Source organism: Anabaena sp. TISTR 8404, from assembly GCF_056847745.1.
Window position 1 is genome coordinate 842,875 of record NZ_CP180578.1, and the last position, 18,704, is coordinate 861,578.

General features: G+C 40.8%; 13 protein-coding genes. 1 reads left to right on the plus strand and 12 read right to left on the minus strand.

The genetic code is table 11. From position 1 onward, the window contains the following. Positions 1-16: 16 nt before the first annotated feature. The 7 genes from ACMX3D_RS03560 to ACMX3D_RS03590 all read right to left on the minus strand — a co-directional run bounded on the left by ACMX3D_RS03560 (position 17) and on the right by ACMX3D_RS03590 (position 10,544). Positions 17-2,749, minus strand: a complete 2,733-nt coding sequence (locus ACMX3D_RS03560; RefSeq protein WP_482750106.1) for a COG1470 family protein — start codon at positions 2,747-2,749, stop codon at positions 17-19. 77 nt (positions 2,750-2,826) lie between these two features. Beyond that, complete coding sequence (locus ACMX3D_RS03565) at positions 2,827-4,989, minus strand: hypothetical protein (protein ID WP_482750107.1); 2,163 nt, start codon at positions 4,987-4,989, stop codon at positions 2,827-2,829. A gap of 94 nt (positions 4,990-5,083) precedes the next feature. After that, the gene (locus ACMX3D_RS03570; RefSeq protein ID WP_482750108.1) at positions 5,084-6,316 is read right to left on the minus strand and encodes a DUF4159 domain-containing protein; all 1,233 of its coding nucleotides are present in this window, start codon (positions 6,314-6,316) and stop codon (positions 5,084-5,086) included. A 58-nt stretch (positions 6,317-6,374) separates the two neighbouring features. Next, positions 6,375-7,448 carry a phage tail protein gene (locus tag ACMX3D_RS03575; protein WP_482750109.1) on the minus strand — a complete coding sequence of 358 codons (1,074 nt, stop codon included), beginning with the start codon at positions 7,446-7,448 and terminating at the stop codon, positions 6,375-6,377. A 15-nt stretch (positions 7,449-7,463) separates the two neighbouring features. Beyond that, positions 7,464-7,838, minus strand: coding sequence for a four helix bundle protein (locus ACMX3D_RS03580; protein WP_482750110.1), 375 nt, complete (start codon positions 7,836-7,838; stop codon positions 7,464-7,466). 43 nt (positions 7,839-7,881) lie between these two features. Further along, positions 7,882-10,047 carry a putative baseplate assembly protein gene (locus tag ACMX3D_RS03585; RefSeq protein WP_482750111.1) on the minus strand — a complete coding sequence of 722 codons (2,166 nt, stop codon included), beginning with the start codon at positions 10,045-10,047 and terminating at the stop codon, positions 7,882-7,884. A gap of 95 nt (positions 10,048-10,142) precedes the next feature. Next, positions 10,143-10,544: a GPW/gp25 family protein gene (locus ACMX3D_RS03590; protein WP_482750112.1), complete on the minus strand. Its 402-nt coding sequence runs from the start codon at positions 10,542-10,544 to the stop codon at positions 10,143-10,145. Between the two features lie 787 nt (positions 10,545-11,331). Between ACMX3D_RS03590 and ACMX3D_RS03595 the strand changes: the two genes are divergently transcribed. Then, a complete protein-coding gene (locus ACMX3D_RS03595) occupies positions 11,332-13,125 on the plus strand; it encodes a GAF domain-containing sensor histidine kinase (protein WP_482750113.1) in 1,794 nt (597 codons plus the stop codon). Here the strand turns inward: ACMX3D_RS03595 and ACMX3D_RS03600 are convergent. The 5 genes from ACMX3D_RS03600 to ACMX3D_RS03620 all read right to left on the minus strand — a co-directional run bounded on the left by ACMX3D_RS03600 (position 13,038) and on the right by ACMX3D_RS03620 (position 18,669). Further along, on the minus strand, positions 13,038-13,325 hold the full coding sequence (locus tag ACMX3D_RS03600) for a PAAR domain-containing protein (protein WP_482750114.1): 288 nt from the start codon (positions 13,323-13,325) through the stop codon (positions 13,038-13,040). The two genes, ACMX3D_RS03595 and ACMX3D_RS03600, sit on opposite strands and share 88 nt — an antisense overlap. A gap of 117 nt (positions 13,326-13,442) precedes the next feature. Next, the gene (locus tag ACMX3D_RS03605) at positions 13,443-15,410 is read right to left on the minus strand and encodes a VgrG-related protein (RefSeq protein ID WP_482750115.1); all 1,968 of its coding nucleotides are present in this window, start codon (positions 15,408-15,410) and stop codon (positions 13,443-13,445) included. Between the two features lie 210 nt (positions 15,411-15,620). After that, positions 15,621-16,142 (minus strand): CIS tube protein, encoded by a 522-nt coding sequence (locus ACMX3D_RS03610; RefSeq protein ID WP_482750116.1) that lies wholly within the window; start codon positions 16,140-16,142, stop codon positions 15,621-15,623. Positions 16,143-16,272: 130 nt separating this feature from the next. Continuing rightward, positions 16,273-16,764 carry a hypothetical protein gene (locus ACMX3D_RS03615; protein ID WP_482750117.1) on the minus strand — a complete coding sequence of 164 codons (492 nt, stop codon included), beginning with the start codon at positions 16,762-16,764 and terminating at the stop codon, positions 16,273-16,275. Positions 16,765-17,034: 270 nt separating this feature from the next. Then, positions 17,035-18,669: a DUF3352 domain-containing protein gene (locus tag ACMX3D_RS03620; protein WP_482750118.1), complete on the minus strand. Its 1,635-nt coding sequence runs from the start codon at positions 18,667-18,669 to the stop codon at positions 17,035-17,037. Positions 18,670-18,704 lie beyond the last annotated feature (35 nt).

The following is an 18,704-nucleotide window of genomic DNA, read 5'->3' on the forward strand; positions in this document are numbered from 1 at the left end:
GATGAGGGGTTAATTTTTAATCAAATCCTGGTGGTAGTTCTAAGGGTGAAAGTTTGTCTGGTTGGGAAGGTGTAGGAGAATTGAGAGTCGGGGTGGTGTTGTTAGTTGGAGATGGTGAAGTTCCGGGAGAAGTACCGGGGGGTTGGGTTGTTGGTGGTGTGGGTATAGCTGGAATTTCTGGTTTTGCACCTTCTAATTGTGGTAATTGTGGTTGATTTACTGTTGAATTAGGTGGTAAGAAAGTTTCAATTGTGACGGAACGAGTTACTTTTTCACCAGCAGCATTAGTAACTTGTAGGGTGATTGTTTCGTTACCGGGTTGTTGGTTGACTGGGTAAGGTATTGTACCGTTACGTGGAATATCTCCTGGTGCGGGAAGAAGTTCGACTTTAATATTATTGCTACCTTCAACTTTCCAAGATAAGTTGATAATTTTGTTAGGTTTACCTTGAGTAATTAATATAGGATATTTTGGTAATGGGTTTTTGCCATCAATTTTGAATTCGACAATTCTACTAGGTAAAGGTAAGACTTTAACTAAGTCTGTTTTTTGCGAGATGCTTGGTTTATCAGTATCGGTTTTAGCAAATACTTGCAATTCAAATATATAGTCTCCTGCACCACGATTGTTTGCAGGAACATTGCGACAATTTAGTTGATTTTCTTGTTGTGTGCAGAAAGCTTTGAGTGTGTCGGGAATGCCTTGAGTGATATCATAAGTTTGGAGTGGACTGTTAACTAAGTTTTCAGGCGATCGCCCAATAACTCGCAATTCTTTTATCCTATCTAAATCATTGATTTTCCAATTGAGGCGAATGGTATCTGGACTAATTTTGGTAGAACTAGTTTTAACTTCTTGATAAACAGATTGTGCAGGAGAAAATTCTAGAAGTTGCGGTGGTGGAATCGGGACAATTTTAATAGTATTTGTTTTAATTGTGTCGGCTGGCAAGTCTGGATTATTATTAGCAAATGCTTGCAGTTGAAAAATATAATCTCCTGGTTTACGGGCATCGGTAGGCACGTTAGAACAAGTTAAGACTGCACCCATCTGACAGAATGGTTGCAGTTCGTTGGGAATTTGGCCATTGAAGGTATAAACTACAGGTTGAACTGCCGCTGTACCATCAGCAAACAAACCAGTTAAAGACAATGTTTGCAATTTTTTCGGGTGGCGAATTTGCCAACTTAAGCGAATAAAATCATTATTAGATGCTTGATAAGTCGCGTCAGATGAGAGGAATTGCAGAATTTTGGGGACTGCGGGGGGACGGAATAACCATAACCAAATTAAAAATGCGATCGCACCTATAATTCCCAAAGTTGTCAGCAACACGAGTAAAAATTGCCACCAAGGACGCGGTTCCCAAATTAAATTTCCTGGTAAAGCCGGATTAGGTAAAGGGAATTGTTGTTGATCTACTAATTCCACACGAAAGTTAAGTAATCTTCCCGCGCCAAACATGGGACGATACCACCATTTCACAGGTGTAACTGTCACTTGTGTAGAAGCTTTTTCTCCTGGTAGTACTCGCAACACCCCTGGAGAAGTCGTGTAGGTACACACCTTGTCTTCATCGACAGGAACTGCTTGACAAGCGATTTCCCGCACAGTGTTACCTGCATTCGTCAACTTAACTTCAAAAGTTCCGCCTTTGCGTCTTACCCGATTTACCACTATCAGCATTTCTGCATTCAGCAAGTAAGACGGTAAAACTTCCCAATACACCACATCCAACAGCATCAAATCGGGATTGTTGGCGGAGTACAAGCTGATACTAGGGTAATAAAGTCCGGCGTTTGCGCCTAGTGGTGGTTGAAACTGAAGTAAAATTTCGCCTTTCTCGCCGGGGTTGAGGTTCAAACCCATGTTGGGAATAACAAGTCCGGCGGTTTCCAACCCTTCAGGATAGCGGATACTTACCCAGTCTTGGGGTAAATCAAGACAACTGAGGCGAAATCTATCTACTCTGTCAGAACGATTGTGAACATTAACATTAACTTGTAATATTCCGCCTGGGGGAATTTTGGCAGGCGATCGCGAACTCGTCAGAGGTAGTAAAGTAAATGTGGGGTCACTAACTCTAACAACCGTCTCAATCGCAGGTAAAACCTGAATTTTCGCCCCATGTCGAATAGGCGTATCTTCAGGATAATGCAACGGCGCATCAACCACAATTGAGTAATTGTAAGTGCTAGGAATTGCTGTTACAGGTACTTGAAATTCAAATAACACTTCACCCACAGAATTCGGGCCAAGTGCTAACCTTTGCTTAGGTGCATCACACCATTGAATTAATTGCGGTGATAATTCATCAATAAAAATATCAATTAAAGCACTTTCCGCACCTTTATTCGTCACCGTGACATTAATTTCAAAACTTGCACCAGCCTGAACTGCATAATCTCCAGAAGGATTAAAAATAATTGCAAGAGGATTACCAGGGGCAAGAGTTTGTTGAATATTTTGCTGTTGAATACCACGTTTAGCTGCCAGATTAACGCGGTATTTCACCTCACCAGAAGTTAAGATTTCCTGAACAAAACCTTCTTCAACTAACTCATCTAATAAAGCTAAAGTAGCTTGTTGATTTAAATCTAAATGAATAGATACTTGAACAAGAGTAGCACTATCAGAACGCTTGATTAGCCACTGGACAATTTTGCGTTGCTGTGGTGGCAGCATCAACACCTCTGCCATACTCAAACCGAGTTGGGAATTGGTAGTTCTCGAATTTGTGGCAGTCATGCTTACCCCCAGTCAAGAAGTTAAAAGTAAAAAGGCAAAAGTAAAAAGATATTTTATCTGCGTAAGTTAGTGGTTAATTATCCTTTACAACCAACATTTTGATCCAAATCTCTCATATCTAACCTAACTCTATGATCATCATTCCCACTAACAATTAAAATTTTATTTTTTACTATCTTAATATCCACACTATTAAATCTCTGTCTCTCCTTACGTATTTCCCTCCCATTCGGAAAAGCCCTCCTACCTTCTTTAGTTAATGGCCAAAGCATCACGCGATTATCATCGCCGCCACTCACTAAATAACAGCCATCTCTACTCAAAGCCACAGACCGCGCTGCTTTACCACCATGACCATCAGACCATTTATCTAAAATTTGACACTGACCGTTATTTTTACTCAGACATTGTTGCATATTCCATAACGTAATTTGTCCCATATTATCTGCTGTTGCTAATAAATTTGGTTTGTAATCTGCACTATCTAGACTCACAATATAATCATTTTGACTTCCAGGAGGATTATATGGAACTTTCCACAGTTTATTTTGCGGAAAATTCCAAATTGCTAGGTTATTATATCTACCGCCAATTACTAAATTTTGTTTATCATTTCCAGCTAAAGTTAAACCATAAACAGGAAACTTGACATCTTTGATATTAATAGGTTTTTCTAAACTTCGATTGTCACCTAATAAAGCACCATTTACATCCCATTGCAAAACTAAACCACTACCATGACCACTGAATAAAAAGCGGGAATCTTGACTAAACTCCAACCCTAAAACGCGGTCTGCTTTATCAAGTGAAAAAGTAGCTTTTGGTTTTTGTGTACCTCCAAGTACATCCCAAATTTGAATTTCGCCATTTTCTAAACCTGCTGCTACTACATCATTATCTACAGGTTTATAGCGCACAACTCTCACAGATTTGCCCACACTCTTAGCCATTCGACCATCATCTTGTTTAACCAAGGGATTGCTAAAACCAGCAAGATTCCATCTAATAATACTTTGGTCTTGAGAACTGCTAACAGCGCGATCGCCTACACCATTAAACTGCACAAATGTCACAGCCTGACGATGACCAAAAAATGGGTTATTAGGATTAAGCCATGATAAATACCAGAGTAAATACATCAACAAAATGCCTAATCCCATCTGTAGCCAAGGATGTAAGATAGGATGAATAATTAGTTGTAAATATTGATTTTCATTATTGACATTAATTTTGTGGTTCGGCACAACAGCCTTGACTTTAAAAGCAAGTTTTTGCTTTAAGCCAAACCACCGCCGTCGCTTACTGACTAATAGTTGTAAATTCTTATTTTCTCCAGGGTTTAATTCTAAAAATTCTGGCTGAACTTCCCAAAAACATTTTGGCTGTTCCTCCTCACCTTCTTTGACTTCAATGCTTACCTTCTGGCTCAAATTGCTATGATTTTGGCACTCTAGTTGATAAGTTGTAGAATTAACTTTTAATTGGGGTAGCCAAGGACGAGATGCAGGTATATGTTGTTTTTCTGGAGTGCATTGAAAATCGATAAATCCTGCTGGATTAACGTTAATTATTCCTTCCCGACTGCGCGATGGAACTCCGTTAGTGTGAGTGGCTTCAATAGTGAAAGAATATGCTTGACTGGGAACTTCTTCAGGAATTGGTAATTGGCATAAAAATGATGTTTCTGCTTTAGCACCGGGAGAAACTGCTAACAATCTTTCATCACCATTGATAAACCATTGCGGTTTGAGTCCAACAGGACGAAGAGAAAGGCTTGCAGGAATTTGACTAGGATTAAAAACACGTACTGGAATCTCAATTAATCCCTGTGGTTGAGTTGTAAATTCTCTGATAGGTAAGTCAACTTGCATAGCCACAGCACCAACTCCTGCTTCTACTATCAACCGCAGTAGTTGTCTGTCTTCATCCCGCAATTCCAGCGAAAAAATGCGGACTATTAAATTCATTTTGCCGATAAAACCTGCAACAGGCGTATTGATGATAGTGACATCAAACTTTGTACTATCTCCTGGCGGATTTTTAGCACTAACGGCTGGTGTAATCGTGTACCAATTAGATCCCAAACTCTCACCACCGCCAGCCGCAATGATTTCTATTTGAAAAGATGCAAACTGATTACTTTCATTAACTACAGTTACTTCAAAAGAAGCTGGCGAACCACCTGGCTGAAAGTGCAATACTTGCTTAGAAATTTTAGTATTAACTAGATTAACTGCCATAAATAGAGTGCTGAGTGCTGAGTGCTGAGTGCTGAGTATTTAAAACTCTGCGTTCCTCCGCGTTGAACTTTGCGTTACTTTGCGTGAAAAAAAATTATTCTAATTTGTTGAAAATGCTTTTTAATGGATCTGGTTTAGTCGCTACAGGTGTAGCAGTTTGTTGCCTTAATTGAGTCATTTGCTTTCGGTTATATGCAAAATTAAGAATATTAATTCCTAATTCTTGGGCGGTGCGAATTGTTTCTCTTGGCAAAGTTAACTTTTCATCTAATCCCCAAGCTAGTGATAAATCACCAATAACTAAAACAATGCCGCTTGCAACTAAAATTTGCATAGGTTTTTGATTGAAAGTTGGCAATGCAGCAAATAAAAATGGCTGTGTTCGTAATGGATGATTGCGCTCAAGTCGGCGCAAATCTTCTAAAGGTGTACCTAAATTTTCAGTAATATCTAAAACACTTTCTAATCGGTCAACTGCATCGGTGGGTGATTCAACTAGCAAAACTCCACCACTATCTAAATAACTTTTGAGATTCGCTAATTCTTGAGTATTGAGAATTAATGGTTCACTACCAGCGAGAAATAGCAAATCATAATTAATTGCTATAGTTGGGTCGTTCAAGGGAAAATTTAAACGTGCAATTTGCTCATCTCCTTGGAAATTACAAGTAAGACTTTCTGTGTATTTTACGAGATAATAGAGATTAGCAAAACTATTGCTTTCTTTAGTTTCATGAGTATCCAGATGCACCACACGCACCACAGCAGTAGGTCGCGATCGCGCCATTTTCCGAAAGCGAAAATCTAAACTATTCAAACTTGGATAAAATACATCTTGGGGATTTTCTAAAGTCACTAATCCCGGTTGCAGCAAAATCCGGCATAATTCCACCTCAAAAGCATCAGGTGGTGTCGTTTTTTCATCAATCCGAAAAGTTTCTGTTTCAAACTCACTCACTTGTTTGCGCTGTAAATTATCTGGATCTACATAACGCACTACTAAATAAATTAGTCTGGGTTTTTCTTCTGTAATATCAGCCGAGATATGAAAATCTATCGGTTGCGGAACAATAATCGGATTTCCCTTAACATCAATTGCAATTCCTGGCTGAATTTGTAACCATCGCCCATCGTTATATTGTGATGGTATATCCTTCGGTGCAGGAATCAAACTCACACCCAAACCGTGAACTATTCCCGGTTCATTAAGCGACTGATAATGAATATTTTGCCGCTGACGGTGATAATCATGCGATCGCTTCCATCGTTCAGCGTTAATCAATAAACCATCTTGAATTTGTAGTCGTTCTAGGGGGTGAATTTCCATAATATGAAGTGTGAAGTATGAAGTATGAAGTATGAAAGTTTATTCTTTATCCTTTTAACTATTGACCATTGACCATTGACTCTTCTACATAAAGTTCGTAGGTACAAAAGGCGGGTTTTTCTTGGTCGATGATGTGTCGCACTAATTGTTCATCTACTTGATTTGGGCGTTGTGGACGGAGGCGCACGATAAAATGATACGGACGACCGCCGCCAATCATTGCATCTTCGCCTAAGTGCGTATTTCCTAATACAAAACCTTCGCCGCGAATTTCTTCAATACAAATATGTTTATCAACTTCTCTGGTAATGTGTTCATCTAAAGGTAAATCTGTATAAAGATGTATATATAAACGCAAACCTCTGCGTGTTCCTCGCCAGCGATAAAGTTCAACAGCCGAACGAATTAAATAACGTTGTCGTTCTAAAGTCCAACGGCGGTCAATTGGCCAAGCTACCCAGTGGGCGAGAAAAGGTAACAATGTCTGTGGCGCAGTCATTGGATCTAAATAAGCCCACAACACATCCAGCGTTTGCACTGCGGGTTCAAACGCCTGTTCAAAAATTTTCAAGAAGCGCCCAATAAAATCAACTTCTCGATAAACCGCAGGTAAAAACTTGGGATAGAGACTGCGGGGACGGACATATAAATTCAAACCAGCCGTTTCAACTAACTGTCTACCAGTCCCCTCCTCGGTGTAGTTAACGTGAATGCGACTGTGATAATCCAACACCAAAGATTGACCAGTCGCCAACGCTGGAGTTTCAAAGAAATCGGCGGGAAGTTGGAAATATAACACCACATCCATCCGCGATCGCGGTGCGAGTTCATAACCTTCCATCCCAATGCGACACCACTCAGCCGGAAAATTCCCCTCAAGGCGCACATTTAACCGCAACATCCGACTACCTAAGTTTTCCAGCTGCAAAACTATCTCACTCGGTTCCGGCGGATGTACAACCAAATTTGAGTGCTGAGTGCTGAGTGCTGAGTGCTGAGTATTTAGTGCTGAGTGCTGAGTGCTGAGTGCTGAGTGTGAAAAATCGGCTGCACTTGTACTCACTGCTGATGACTGTACCGCATCAGGTAGTTGCATAGATGTGAGTTGTAGGTGCAGGATTTGGTTAGTCATAAAAAAGTGTGGTTTTTATTCTTGTTTATTTTTGTCAATAGATGCACGAAGACCACCAATAATTCTGCCAACTTCTTGTGCTTGATTTAAAATCTGATTAAATTCGCTGGATTGAATATATTGAACATCTAAAGCTACATAAAGTTGAGAACGTAGTTCAGCACAAGAAGCTTTAGCCATTGAAAGAAACTGATGAAATTCTCTAGGTCTATTACGCTCGAATCCTTCAGCAATATTAGACATTATTGATACTGCTGCTCTTTGCATTTGTCCTGAAAGACCATAATCTTTACTAAAAGCTCCCTGTTGGGTAATTTGATAAATTGCTTTAGTCAAAACCCTAGCTTTTTGCCAAGCAATTAAATCCTCAAATCTTTCTACTTTACTCAACTGATTTACCTCCATAACTCAGCACTCAGCTCTCAGCACTTATTTACTGAATTAAATTGACCACATGACCAGAACGCAAACGAGTATTTTGCCAAGAACAAATTAAACCCAACGTACCCGGATCAATAACTGGATTTTGAGGAAGCGATCGCACCCATGTTTGACCGACATATCGCAGTTCAAATAACTGCACCACTCCCAAATACCGCACCGCCGGAAATTGCTGGAACAAATTGACAATATCCGAAGGATAAACAGGTCTACCAAAAGGCCAGCCTTTACCATCTTGTCCACCAGTAATTGGGTTGAGAAAGCGATACAACGCCACCCGTAACTTACCCAAAATCTCTTGTTGCGCGGCGGGATGGTTGTATTCTGGTTCCAAAGCAACTTCTGTTTGTACTGCTACGCCCACATATTCGGGTGCTTGCAATTTAACTTGTATTCCTAATAACCTCCGTTCATCTAAATAAGCAATTATTTGATCGCGCAATTGCGGGCTGAGACTAAATAATTCCGGTTCGATACCTTCACCACGATTAATTGCATCTGTATTCGCCGCTGGGACAACCAACAATTTGATGGTTCCGGCTTCTTTTGTTGATGTGGGTGGTAAGCAACGTACCCGCGCCACCGCACCACCGCCAGCTTGTAGCGTCAACACTTCAAAATCTTCCGGAGTCACAGCGCGATCGCGGGTTCGCAACATCGCCGGAACTCGAATTACCGCATCTTCCAAAGATTCCGCATCAGAACCGTTACGCGCTGGTGTATGGTTAATTAACCTCGCCACATAAGGAACCGCAGTTTTTGCTACTGTAATCGTTCCTCGTTGCACATTCCCCTTACGCCCTCCACCAGTACGGTATGCAACCATCCGAATGATCGAACCGCGTGGTGGTACAGCCCCATATTGTCTTTCCAATTCCTGAATGTTGGCAAAATTACCCACTCCCCGCCTGAATTCCGTTTGCTGCTGGAGTTGGGCTGGTTCTCGAATCACCGGGCCAAATTGTACTGTCCCAGTACGTGAATCGATGGTGTAGTGCAAATCTTGGGGGAGAGAATTGGCAAAATCGCTGACTTCATACCACCTTTGAGGAATTCCTCCTGGTGGTGAAATGATTAAATATTCATCTTCTCGGCGGTTCAATACCGGAACACCTTGTAATTGAAAAGTTTGTCCGGGTGTACCGTCGCTTTCCCCCAAAATTTCATTGTGAATTAGTTCGCTTTGACTTGCGCCGACAGTCCCACCAATGGATCTCACAGCTAAACCAATCATGCGCGGCGAACTGCTATATCCTGGTTGATTGGGTTGGGGTGCTGTATACACGCAACGCAACCAACGTCCTTGATAGGCGGTGAAGGTAGTCACAGGCCAAGATTGCGGTAAATGCAGCACTATATCTGCACCTTGTAGGGGATTAATCCCTTGCGTCGCTAATTCGCTAAAACTAAAACCCTTAGTGCTGTCGTCAGATTCTTGCAATAGTACAGATTCCCATTCCAAACCATTCCAAGCTTCCCAACGCCGAGGCGGAATATCTGGATTAATCCCGGTGGCGGTGGCGGCTTCTCCTTTTAATTGCAGCGCAAGAACATTCCCTTCGCACTGCGATTCACCATCAATCACTAAATAAAAGCTATTACCTGGTTGGGGTTGTTCTTCAAAAAATGCCAATTCTCTACCGTACCACTCACCATCAGAACGCATCGTCCATAAATTAGTAAAGCGATCGCGCAAAATTTCCGGTTTTTGATCAGCAGTTTGACAAGTGAGAAAGTGACGAATCTGTGGTTTATCAATAATTAAAGGCCGATCTGTAGTGAATGCGATCGCTTCTTCTGTTTCGGTGCGAATTGTCGCCACTTCCACCCCAGCCGGAATTGTGTAAGTGTCCGGTAAAGCCGCACTCAAATAAAAAGTAATATCTGCAACTGCGGGGGCTGGCGCTTGTAACCTAACACCTAATAACTCTAAAAAAGTAATATAGTTGCGCTTTGGTACTTCGTTAAACCGCAGCAACATTTGGTCAGTTAACCAAGCAAATAGCTCAATCAGCGTAATGCCTGGGTCACTGGGGTTATAATTTGTCCATTCTGGACAATAGCGCGGAATTCGCAGAATACACTCATCAACTAAATCTTTAAAAGTGCGATCGTCCAGATTAGACTTGGGTAACTTTGGTAAAAAATCAAATTCCACAATATTAATAAAGTGTTGAGTTAAAAGTGCTGAGTATTAAATACGCCTTTTGTCTCTTAACAATTGACCAATGACTATTGACCATTGACCAATGACTACTGACCATTCAAATAAAACGGAAATACTAAACTCCGCGAATCATGGGTATCTTTAGGATGATATTCAATAACAATATCTACCCGACCTCGCAACGGATCAGGGTCAGCACGCACTGCATCTAAAACAATGCGTGGTTCCCACATTTCCAAAGCTTCTTGGACGTGTAGACGCAAAAGTAATAAAGTTTGAGTATTCATCGGTGCAAAAGTCAACTCCGACAACCGCGAACCAAAATTAGGGCGATACACCCGTTCACCCAAATCGGTACGCAGAATCAACATCATCGACTCTTCAATATTGCGTTCTACTTTACTGAGTTGCAAACCTCCTTGGACATTCACCCGTAACGGGAAAGACCAGCCCGCACCCAGGTGTTGATTTTGATTGAGTTCTGGCATGGTAAATAAATAGTGATGAGCAGTCTAAGCTACTTTATGCTCATTGACAAAACTAATACCATTCGCCAAAAGTCGAGTTCAGTACTATGATGCGATCGCCTGATTTTGTAGCATTAACGAAGTAGAGACGCGAAATTTCGCGTCTCTACACTGTAATCAATCTTTATAATTAATATCAGATGTAGATTAATAACCCAAACACTAACGCTCATTATTTTGCAAATCACAAGCCATTTCCTGTAGGTTGGGTGAAACAAAGTGAAACCCAACACATGACATCAAAAAAACAGCAAAACTTTCAACTATAACAATATTTCAATTTCAAAAGTGCGATCGCCATATCTGGTAGGTTGAGTGAAACAAAGTGAAACTCAGTCCCAATCACTAATTAGATTTATTAAGTTTAACTTCAGGGCAAGTGGTGAAACATTCTTCCGCTTGCCTTGTCGTATTGATAAATGCAATAAAATTAAGTGTATTTACTGAAAAATAAAAATTCGATGAATTTACGGTGAAGTGTTTTGGTTAATTCTTCTATAATCGAATCCAATAAGATATGCAAATTTAATTTTGCAAAAAATAACTTGAAAAAATAACTTTTATTAAATTAATTAATGTTATTTAATTAATTTTTTGTTGAAATATAAATTATTATTAACAAAAATAAATACTAACTACAGTAAACAACAAAAATTTACCCAATTTTACACTGATATTTATCGGGTAAATTTGAATTGAGTAAACTGATGCTTAAGCAAAAGCTGAAATAAAATCAGGGTGAGAGCAAATGGTTAAAAGTAATTTCAACAGTCTTATTGCTAAAAAGGATACTTTAGCTCTTTTAAATGATTTTGCTCAAGTAATAGATTGTCAGTTCACAATAGAAGATACAGAAGGACAAATACTCTTTGGTACACCAGCCGAAATTTCTGCGATCGCATATCCTATAAAGTTTGCTGATGAATTGATTGGTTGGGTACGTGGTTCAGAAAATGCTGCTGGTGTTGTTTCCCTACTAAGCTATGCACTTAAACAAGAGTTTGAGAAAAAAAATCTAGCTCATGAATTATTAGAAAGATACCAAGAAATTGATTTACTCCATGATATTTCTATTCAAGTTACTGCCAGCCTGAACCTCAAGCAAGTTTCTCGTTTACTACTTCAAGAAGCATCTCAATTAATTCCCTCAACAGGCGGAGCAATTTTATTATTAGATAAACAAACAGGCATATTTGAAATTTTGACTGAGATTGGTGGAAATAGTTATCTGCAACAACCTCTCAAGTTAGGTGAAGGAATTATCGGTAGTATTGTTCAAAATGGCAGAGGAGAAATTATCAACAATATAGTATGTTATCCCAAATTTCTTGGTGAAAAAAAACAATTTACTTCTCTAATTTGTGTACCATTGAATGTAGAAGAACGGGTAGTTGGTGCAATAGTAATATGTAGCGAAACTGCTATCAACTATACAACCAGAGATTTAAAGCTATTAAGTATATTAGCAATGCAAGCTGGAGTAGCGATCGAAAAAGCTTTACTCTACGAGCAAAGTTGTGAAGCTGCTAAAATTGCCCAAACACAAGCTCAACAATTACAACATACTCTGCACGAATTACAACAAACGCAAGCACAATTAATTCAAAGTGAAAAAATGTCGAGCTTGGGGCAATTGGTTGCTGGAATTGCCCATGAGATTAATAACCCAGTTAACTTTATTAGCGGCAATATTAGCCATGCTCAACAATATGTTGATGATTTATTGCATCTAGTGCAGATTTATCAAAATAATTGCCAGTACATCCCTGAAATTCAAGCTCTTACCGAAGAAATTGATTTAGACTTTCTTACTGAAGATTTGCCTAAGCTGATAGGTTCGATGAGTTTAGGAATCAAGCGTGTACGTGAGATTGTGTTGTCTTTACGCAACTTTTCGCGTTCAGAACAAGCACAAATGACAGTCACAGATATTCATGAAGGTATTGATAGTACCCTGCTGATTTTGAATAACCGCTTAAAGACAAACCGGGGCAAATTTGGGATTGAAGTCATCAAAAATTATGATGTACTGCCTTTAGTAGAGTGCTATCCCAGCCAAATAAATCAGGTATTTATGAATATTATTGCGAATGCGATCGATGCCTTTGATGGCCAAGAAAAACAGGGAATTATCACTATTAGCACCTCATTAGAAAATGGCAAAGTATATGCAAATTATCCCCATGCAGTGATTCGGATTCAAGATAACGGTTCGGGAATGACTCAAGCAGTGCGCGATCGCCTCTTTGAACCTTTCTTCACTACCAAACCCATCGGTAAAGGAACTGGGTTAGGAATGCCCATCTGTCGCAAAATCATTGAAAAGCACAACGGTACAATTGAATGCATATCAGAACCCGGAAAAGGAACAACTTTCTGCATTCAAATTCCGATTACTTCTCGCAAAAATTCTGATTTACCAAAAAAGCTTCTAACTAAAGGCTCTTTGACTTTTCATCCACCAATTAACACCGTCGGCGCACCTACACCCACAACCGTAGTTAACGGCACACCAGTTACAGTATTCACACCCGCTACCTGAGATGTTACTCGCGCCGCAGGTCTACCACCAATCAAGACAGTAAAAGACCCCATCACAATACTGCCAGTCACAACAGGCCCCGCCACTAAATCACCAACGCAAGCTGCGGGTAAACCTGCAATTAAAACATTAGGCACACCAGGCCCAGTAATCGGATCGCCTGTTACAGTCAAATCAGTTAGTCGTGCTGCTGGAAACATAATTTTGAGGGAGTAGAAGTAGGGGGGAGTAAAGAGTGGGGGAAGCAGAGGTGCAGGGGAGCAGGTGAGAAAAGAGCTACTAATGACAAATGACCAATGACTATTGACTATTGACCATTAACAATTCAACCGAATTACTCCGCCTAAAATACCTACAGAAGCTGCACCGTTAATACTAACCGCAGCACCAGCATTCACACTAATCGAGCTACCAGAATTAGCGGAGAGTGAACCACCAGCGTTAGCACTCAAAGAACCGCCAGATTGCACGCTGATGGAACTACCTGCTTGTATACTCAAAGTTCCTGTAGTTCGCATTGTGATACCGCTGGGTGTGAGTTCGATACTTGTACCGCCTACAGTTAAAGTAATTTTTTGAGTTGCAGTTAAAGCAATTTCACCACCGTTGACACTAATTTTATTTGCTGTCCCGGTTGTTCCAGATTTAACTGTAATGTCACCTGTAGAAGTCAAGCTAATAGTTTTATTACTATCATCACAACGAAATTTGTGACCGCCTGTTGTTTCTAATTCGGCAAATTTTTCGCTGTCATTCATACGCAAATTATGACCGTCTGTTGTTTGCAGATATGCACCTTTTTTAGTAGTGCTTTTATCTTCTTCGACAAATTGGAGTTTGTGTCCAACGCGGGTTTTAAAAGTGCGTAGGCGCACTTTCCCGTTAACAACAGTGTCATCTACTTTTTCTGGTGGTGCGTCTGTGCCATTCCAAACACCACCAATCACATAAGGACGATGGATATCACCGTGTTCAAAGGCTACTAAAACTTCGTCGTTAACTTCTGGTAAACAGTCAAAACCTCGACCTGGGCCTGCACCTACACTTACTACTCTTGCCCAATTGCTTTCATGTTCCTCAGTTAACGTAGGAAACTTTACCCGCACACGACCCCAACCCTTTGGGTCTTTGTTATTACTAACCACACCCACCAACAGAGTTTGTCCTGGTTGTAGATGTGTTTGGGGTGATAGGGTAGTTAACAAGTCTCCAGAACGCAAACCACGCACACTAAACTCGGTGGTAAATTTACGTTCGTGGAACAGATGGCGAGTTTCAGTTACGTAGTAACTACCACTGTAACTGCCCATATCTGTCAACTTAATTACTTTACCCGGTCTGATTTCGGGATTTCCTTCACCTGTCGCATCAGCTGCAATGAACTCACCTCCTAGTTCATTACACAAAGCTTGGGCGATTTTCTGTGCTTCGTTCACACTAAACACAGGCTGATCTACCACAATCATTTTCGGCTGGATGCTGAATTTAGTGCTACTTGAACTGCCTTTACCATTATCTGTGGCGGTAATAACTTGTTCTGTAGAAGCTGTAGAAACAATAGGCTGCTTTGTAGTGTAGTCCCAGCCTCGCACTTCTACAGAACTCACTTGTTCAGCACTACTAACGCGAACACGGAAGTTATGTATATCTTCTAACCATTTGAGCGATAAAGATTGGTCTTGTGTAGGTTGGCGAAAGTTTAATTTGCCATCTTGCACATAAAGTTCAAAGCCGAGGCGGGCTGCTCTTTCCCGCAGAAATTCCATATTGGTCTGATTTTCTTGAAAGACGTAATCATGAACAATAGTGGTAGAAGTCACTGTACCTGCGGTAATGCCAGACTCACCAATAATTTGATTCACAACATCGCTATCAGTAACATTTTGAAAGGAGCGATTATAACGTCCCCGATGCAGTCTGTGAGAAACATCATAGCCACGAATCACAATGGGAGCTTGAGAACTACTAGAAAACTCAGTTTCTATCGCTGTAATTTCCCCTTCTAATACGTAACCTTGCTCTGCATCCTCAAAATCTACGTTTTGTGTCGTGCTGGAAACAAAACCGATTTTAATTTTTTTACCAATAGAGAATAATTTTTGATGTTTCCAAGTTTCTTCTTCAGCCATCCCAGGAAAGTAATCATTGCGGATAACTAAAGTAAACATTCCTGGTAGATGAAGACTTTCCTCTACTGTAATTTGCAAAATATCATTGAGCAAATCAGCAGAAGCATTAGCACCATCAATTTGCAATAGTGGCTCAGGTATATACAGGACAGGCATACGTATGGCAAGAGGTGATTGCCAATAGCCTAATGAAGATACCGCATTACAGCCTATTACCCAAAGGTCGAATTCAGGACTTACGCACTCAGATTGTCGGTTGAGACTGGGTGTAAGGGTGTAGGGGTGTAGGGTGTGAGCAAGCGAAACCCTTACCCCTACACCCTAGTTTTAACCCTTGATTTTTCGTATCCGGAGTTAGTCCTAAAATTAACTGCGACTAGCTCTGCTGTCGCCAGCACGGTCTACACTGCTAGATGTCCCCATACCTGGCTGGGAAATTGATTCATCAACTTCCTCTAAGGTGAGGTTAACTTTGGCACGTACTGGTGTACCGTCGGGCAGAAACAAGGTGAGGCTATAGTTGAGAGATTGGACAAAACACCTTAAGTACTGCTGGTCACCCCAGGTAAATATATACACTGGTGGACGTTTTTCTTTACCTGCGCCAGCTTCAGCAAAGTTAACGGCTTTTTCAAATTTTTTGAGATGCGTCAGGACGCTAGTACCTTCTTCGTAGGTATCAAAGATGATGTTATTAATATTGAGCTTGCACGGTTCTGGGTAAGCAAAACTAACTTTAGGTAAACCTCGTCCTGTACGCGCACCGCTGCTTTTGGTCAAATTAATTTGCTGCGAGAAGTCCAACTGACTAGGGTTAAACATGAACTCGATATCTGGCGCAGCTTGTTCTGTGGCGATGAGTTTGGCTTTTACTAAACGAGTAGTCATAGTTGGGGAGTGGGGAGTAAGGATGGAATTGATAAAGTAAAAAATAAAAAGGCAAAAGTAAAAAGGAACTAATCTTCTACCTTTTTACTTTTTACTTTTTACTTTTGTCTTAGTAGCCCCTATTTCCTCATTACTGCTGCTGAACTGTCAAGGTGTACTTACGCTTAACATCAGGATTAAATGTACCAACCCAAATGTAATAAGTACCTTTTTTCCAGTTGCGATCGCTAACACTAGCATCTTTATTTCTACCAGTATCATCGCCGCAACGAATTGTGTTATCGTCTGGGCCTTTCACTAGCAAAGTTGTATCGGTATTACCAGTGTTAACCAGTATCCTCATCTGGTCAAAGTCTTTTTCTAAAACCATTGTGTAATCTGGTTTGGGATCTGCAAAGCCAATACAAGCTTTCTTATTACGATCGCGGTTACTAATGGCAGACAAGGAGAAAGAACCACCTGTGTAACCAGAAAATTTACCTTGGGCAGGTTCAAACCCCGGTAATAGACTAAACGTACCAAAATTTGGTGTTACTGCGACTACTGGTGTAGTTGTGACAGCAGCTAATATAGCTAAAACCCAGCCGATTCGCTTCTGAAGTCGGGGGCGACAGTCTTTCATAGTAGCCCTCCAACAGGCTTGACTAAATGTAGTTATATATACATATTGTAATTAATTCATTCCTGAAGAATTTGATTTAGCTGTGCCACATTAGGATGTGACACAAAAACAAAAGTATGAAGTCTGAAGTCTGAAGTCTGAAATAGATCATTCATCATTTTTGAGTTTTGATCACAGGACTTACGCAACTGGCACACCAAATAAAGCTGCTTAATCGTCTTCTTTATTCATTTCATACTTCATACTTCACACACACTTCATACTTTTTTCTCACTCTTGCAGTTGTAAGAACACACCACCTTTCAGTGCGCCAGTTTCGCTACCATAACTACTGACTGTGAGCGATCGCAAGCTGTTGAAAAACGGTTTACCCAAGACTTCTATCAGTTTCAGCACTGGGATTTGCCGTTCTAAAACTCCTTGACTTTTTGCCCAATCTAGATATACATACCCTTGATTAGGTTGGGGAATCGCAGCCACACTGTTTTGGAAATTGCGATCATCTAATAAGGATTTTTCTTTACCCGTGAGAACTTCGGCCATTGTTGCTAAGTCAGAGGCGAAAATTTCGTAATTCTCTAAGGTTGTATGTATCCCTTGGGCTTTGGCTTCAATGGTGAATGATGGTCGGTCTTTGGCTTGGGTTGGTTTAGCTGTTAACTGTGTCCAAGCAGAGAGTTTTTGTTTATCTAAACTGAGGGTATTGCTGCTAAGTCCACTTGAGGAGGCGAGCGCATCTAATTTAGCAATACCTTCTGATACGTTCTCTGTTTTCTCGACCACAAAAATCCAATCGGGGAGAGTTTGACCTGCACGGGGTAAAAGTGCGATCGCATATTCGCCTTTCACCCAACTAAAAATATCTTGCGCAAAGTTAATTCCCCAGGTTTTCTGCACATCTGTTAATGGTTGTACTAAGCGGGAAATCACATCTGTTTCGGAACCGGAGATGGCTGTTTTGATTTGTGTCCAGAATTTGGCTAAGTCGCTGTCACCCAAATTGCTTAAATTTGCGCCGGAAATTGCCAAACCCGCCGAGGTTGGGATATATTTCAAAGCCCCTACGGGTTTCATGAGTGGCGATGATGGCGGTGTGAGTTCTAATGCAGTTAAAAAGCTAGTTTCTGCCAATAAACCTTTAGGGTTCAACCCAAGAGAAATAATTTCACTGTCGTAAGTTGGTTCTGCTAGTTTTAAATTTTGCCATTGGGCAATGATGGGAAAATTTAAAAAAGCAACGGCTAAGGAAGCTTGCGGTAATTGCTGGAGAGCTTTTTGATATTGGGGAGAACTCGTTAAATTGAGGTCTGGTGCTTGAACGTTATTGATTGCGTCCTTAACTACGCTGGGATCATTAGCAAATAACACAAAGCCATCACCAACAACTGCGGCGGCGAGTTGGCTATCGTAAAGTACCTTTACACCTTGATATTCTTCGGTATCTAAGCTAGAGCCAGCTAATACTCGCTTAGAAAACAGCAACTCGACAAATTCGCGGCTTTTGTCTTGTTTATTAGTGGCTAAAGCCATGAGATATCCTGGCTGCTGTCCGTTGGCGGGATCGCGGTCTATATCTGTGGTGGTGACAGCAAGTGTAATTTCGTTACCTAACCAAGGCTGAATATCTTTTTGATAATCTATGCCACTCTTAGCCAATAAGCTGGTTTTGATTTTAGAAATTTCCCCTTCCTTTTCCAAGGCTTGTAAACGGTCGGGGTTGGTGAGTAACGATACCATCACTGGGGATAGCTTCGATACAAAGATGGCTGCACCTGGCTGGGAGGTGGTAGAAGCGATGATGTTCGCAGGACTTTTGGTGAAGAACCAAAAACTTGCGATCGCAATTAATATGAGTGCGATCGCACCAGCCGCTATAAAACCAAACAATGAGCTTTGCCTATTCACACTAAAACCTATGAAATACTTAGTTTCACAGCCAT

What these genes read in the sequence shown, in the direction of transcription:
- ACMX3D_RS03560 (WP_482750106.1), bottom strand. Translation starts at nt 2,749, where the DNA reads ATGACTGCCACAAATTCGAGAACTACCAATTCCCAACTCGGTTTGAGT.
- ACMX3D_RS03565 (WP_482750107.1), bottom strand. Translation starts at nt 4,989, where the DNA reads ATGGCAGTTAATCTAGTTAATACTAAAATTTCTAAGCAAGTATTGCAC.
- ACMX3D_RS03570 (WP_482750108.1), bottom strand. Translation starts at nt 6,316, where the DNA reads ATGGAAATTCACCCCCTAGAACGACTACAAATTCAAGATGGTTTATTG.
- ACMX3D_RS03575 (WP_482750109.1), bottom strand. Translation starts at nt 7,448, where the DNA reads ATGACTAACCAAATCCTGCACCTACAACTCACATCTATGCAACTACCT.
- ACMX3D_RS03590 (WP_482750112.1), bottom strand. Translation starts at nt 10,544, where the DNA reads ATGCCAGAACTCAATCAAAATCAACACCTGGGTGCGGGCTGGTCTTTC.
- ACMX3D_RS03595 (WP_482750113.1), top strand. Translation starts at nt 11,332, where the DNA reads ATGGTTAAAAGTAATTTCAACAGTCTTATTGCTAAAAAGGATACTTTA.
- ACMX3D_RS03600 (WP_482750114.1), bottom strand. Translation starts at nt 13,325, where the DNA reads ATGTTTCCAGCAGCACGACTAACTGATTTGACTGTAACAGGCGATCCG.
- ACMX3D_RS03605 (WP_482750115.1), bottom strand. Translation starts at nt 15,410, where the DNA reads ATGCCTGTCCTGTATATACCTGAGCCACTATTGCAAATTGATGGTGCT.
- ACMX3D_RS03610 (WP_482750116.1), bottom strand. Translation starts at nt 16,142, where the DNA reads ATGACTACTCGTTTAGTAAAAGCCAAACTCATCGCCACAGAACAAGCT.
- ACMX3D_RS03615 (WP_482750117.1), bottom strand. Translation starts at nt 16,764, where the DNA reads ATGAAAGACTGTCGCCCCCGACTTCAGAAGCGAATCGGCTGGGTTTTA.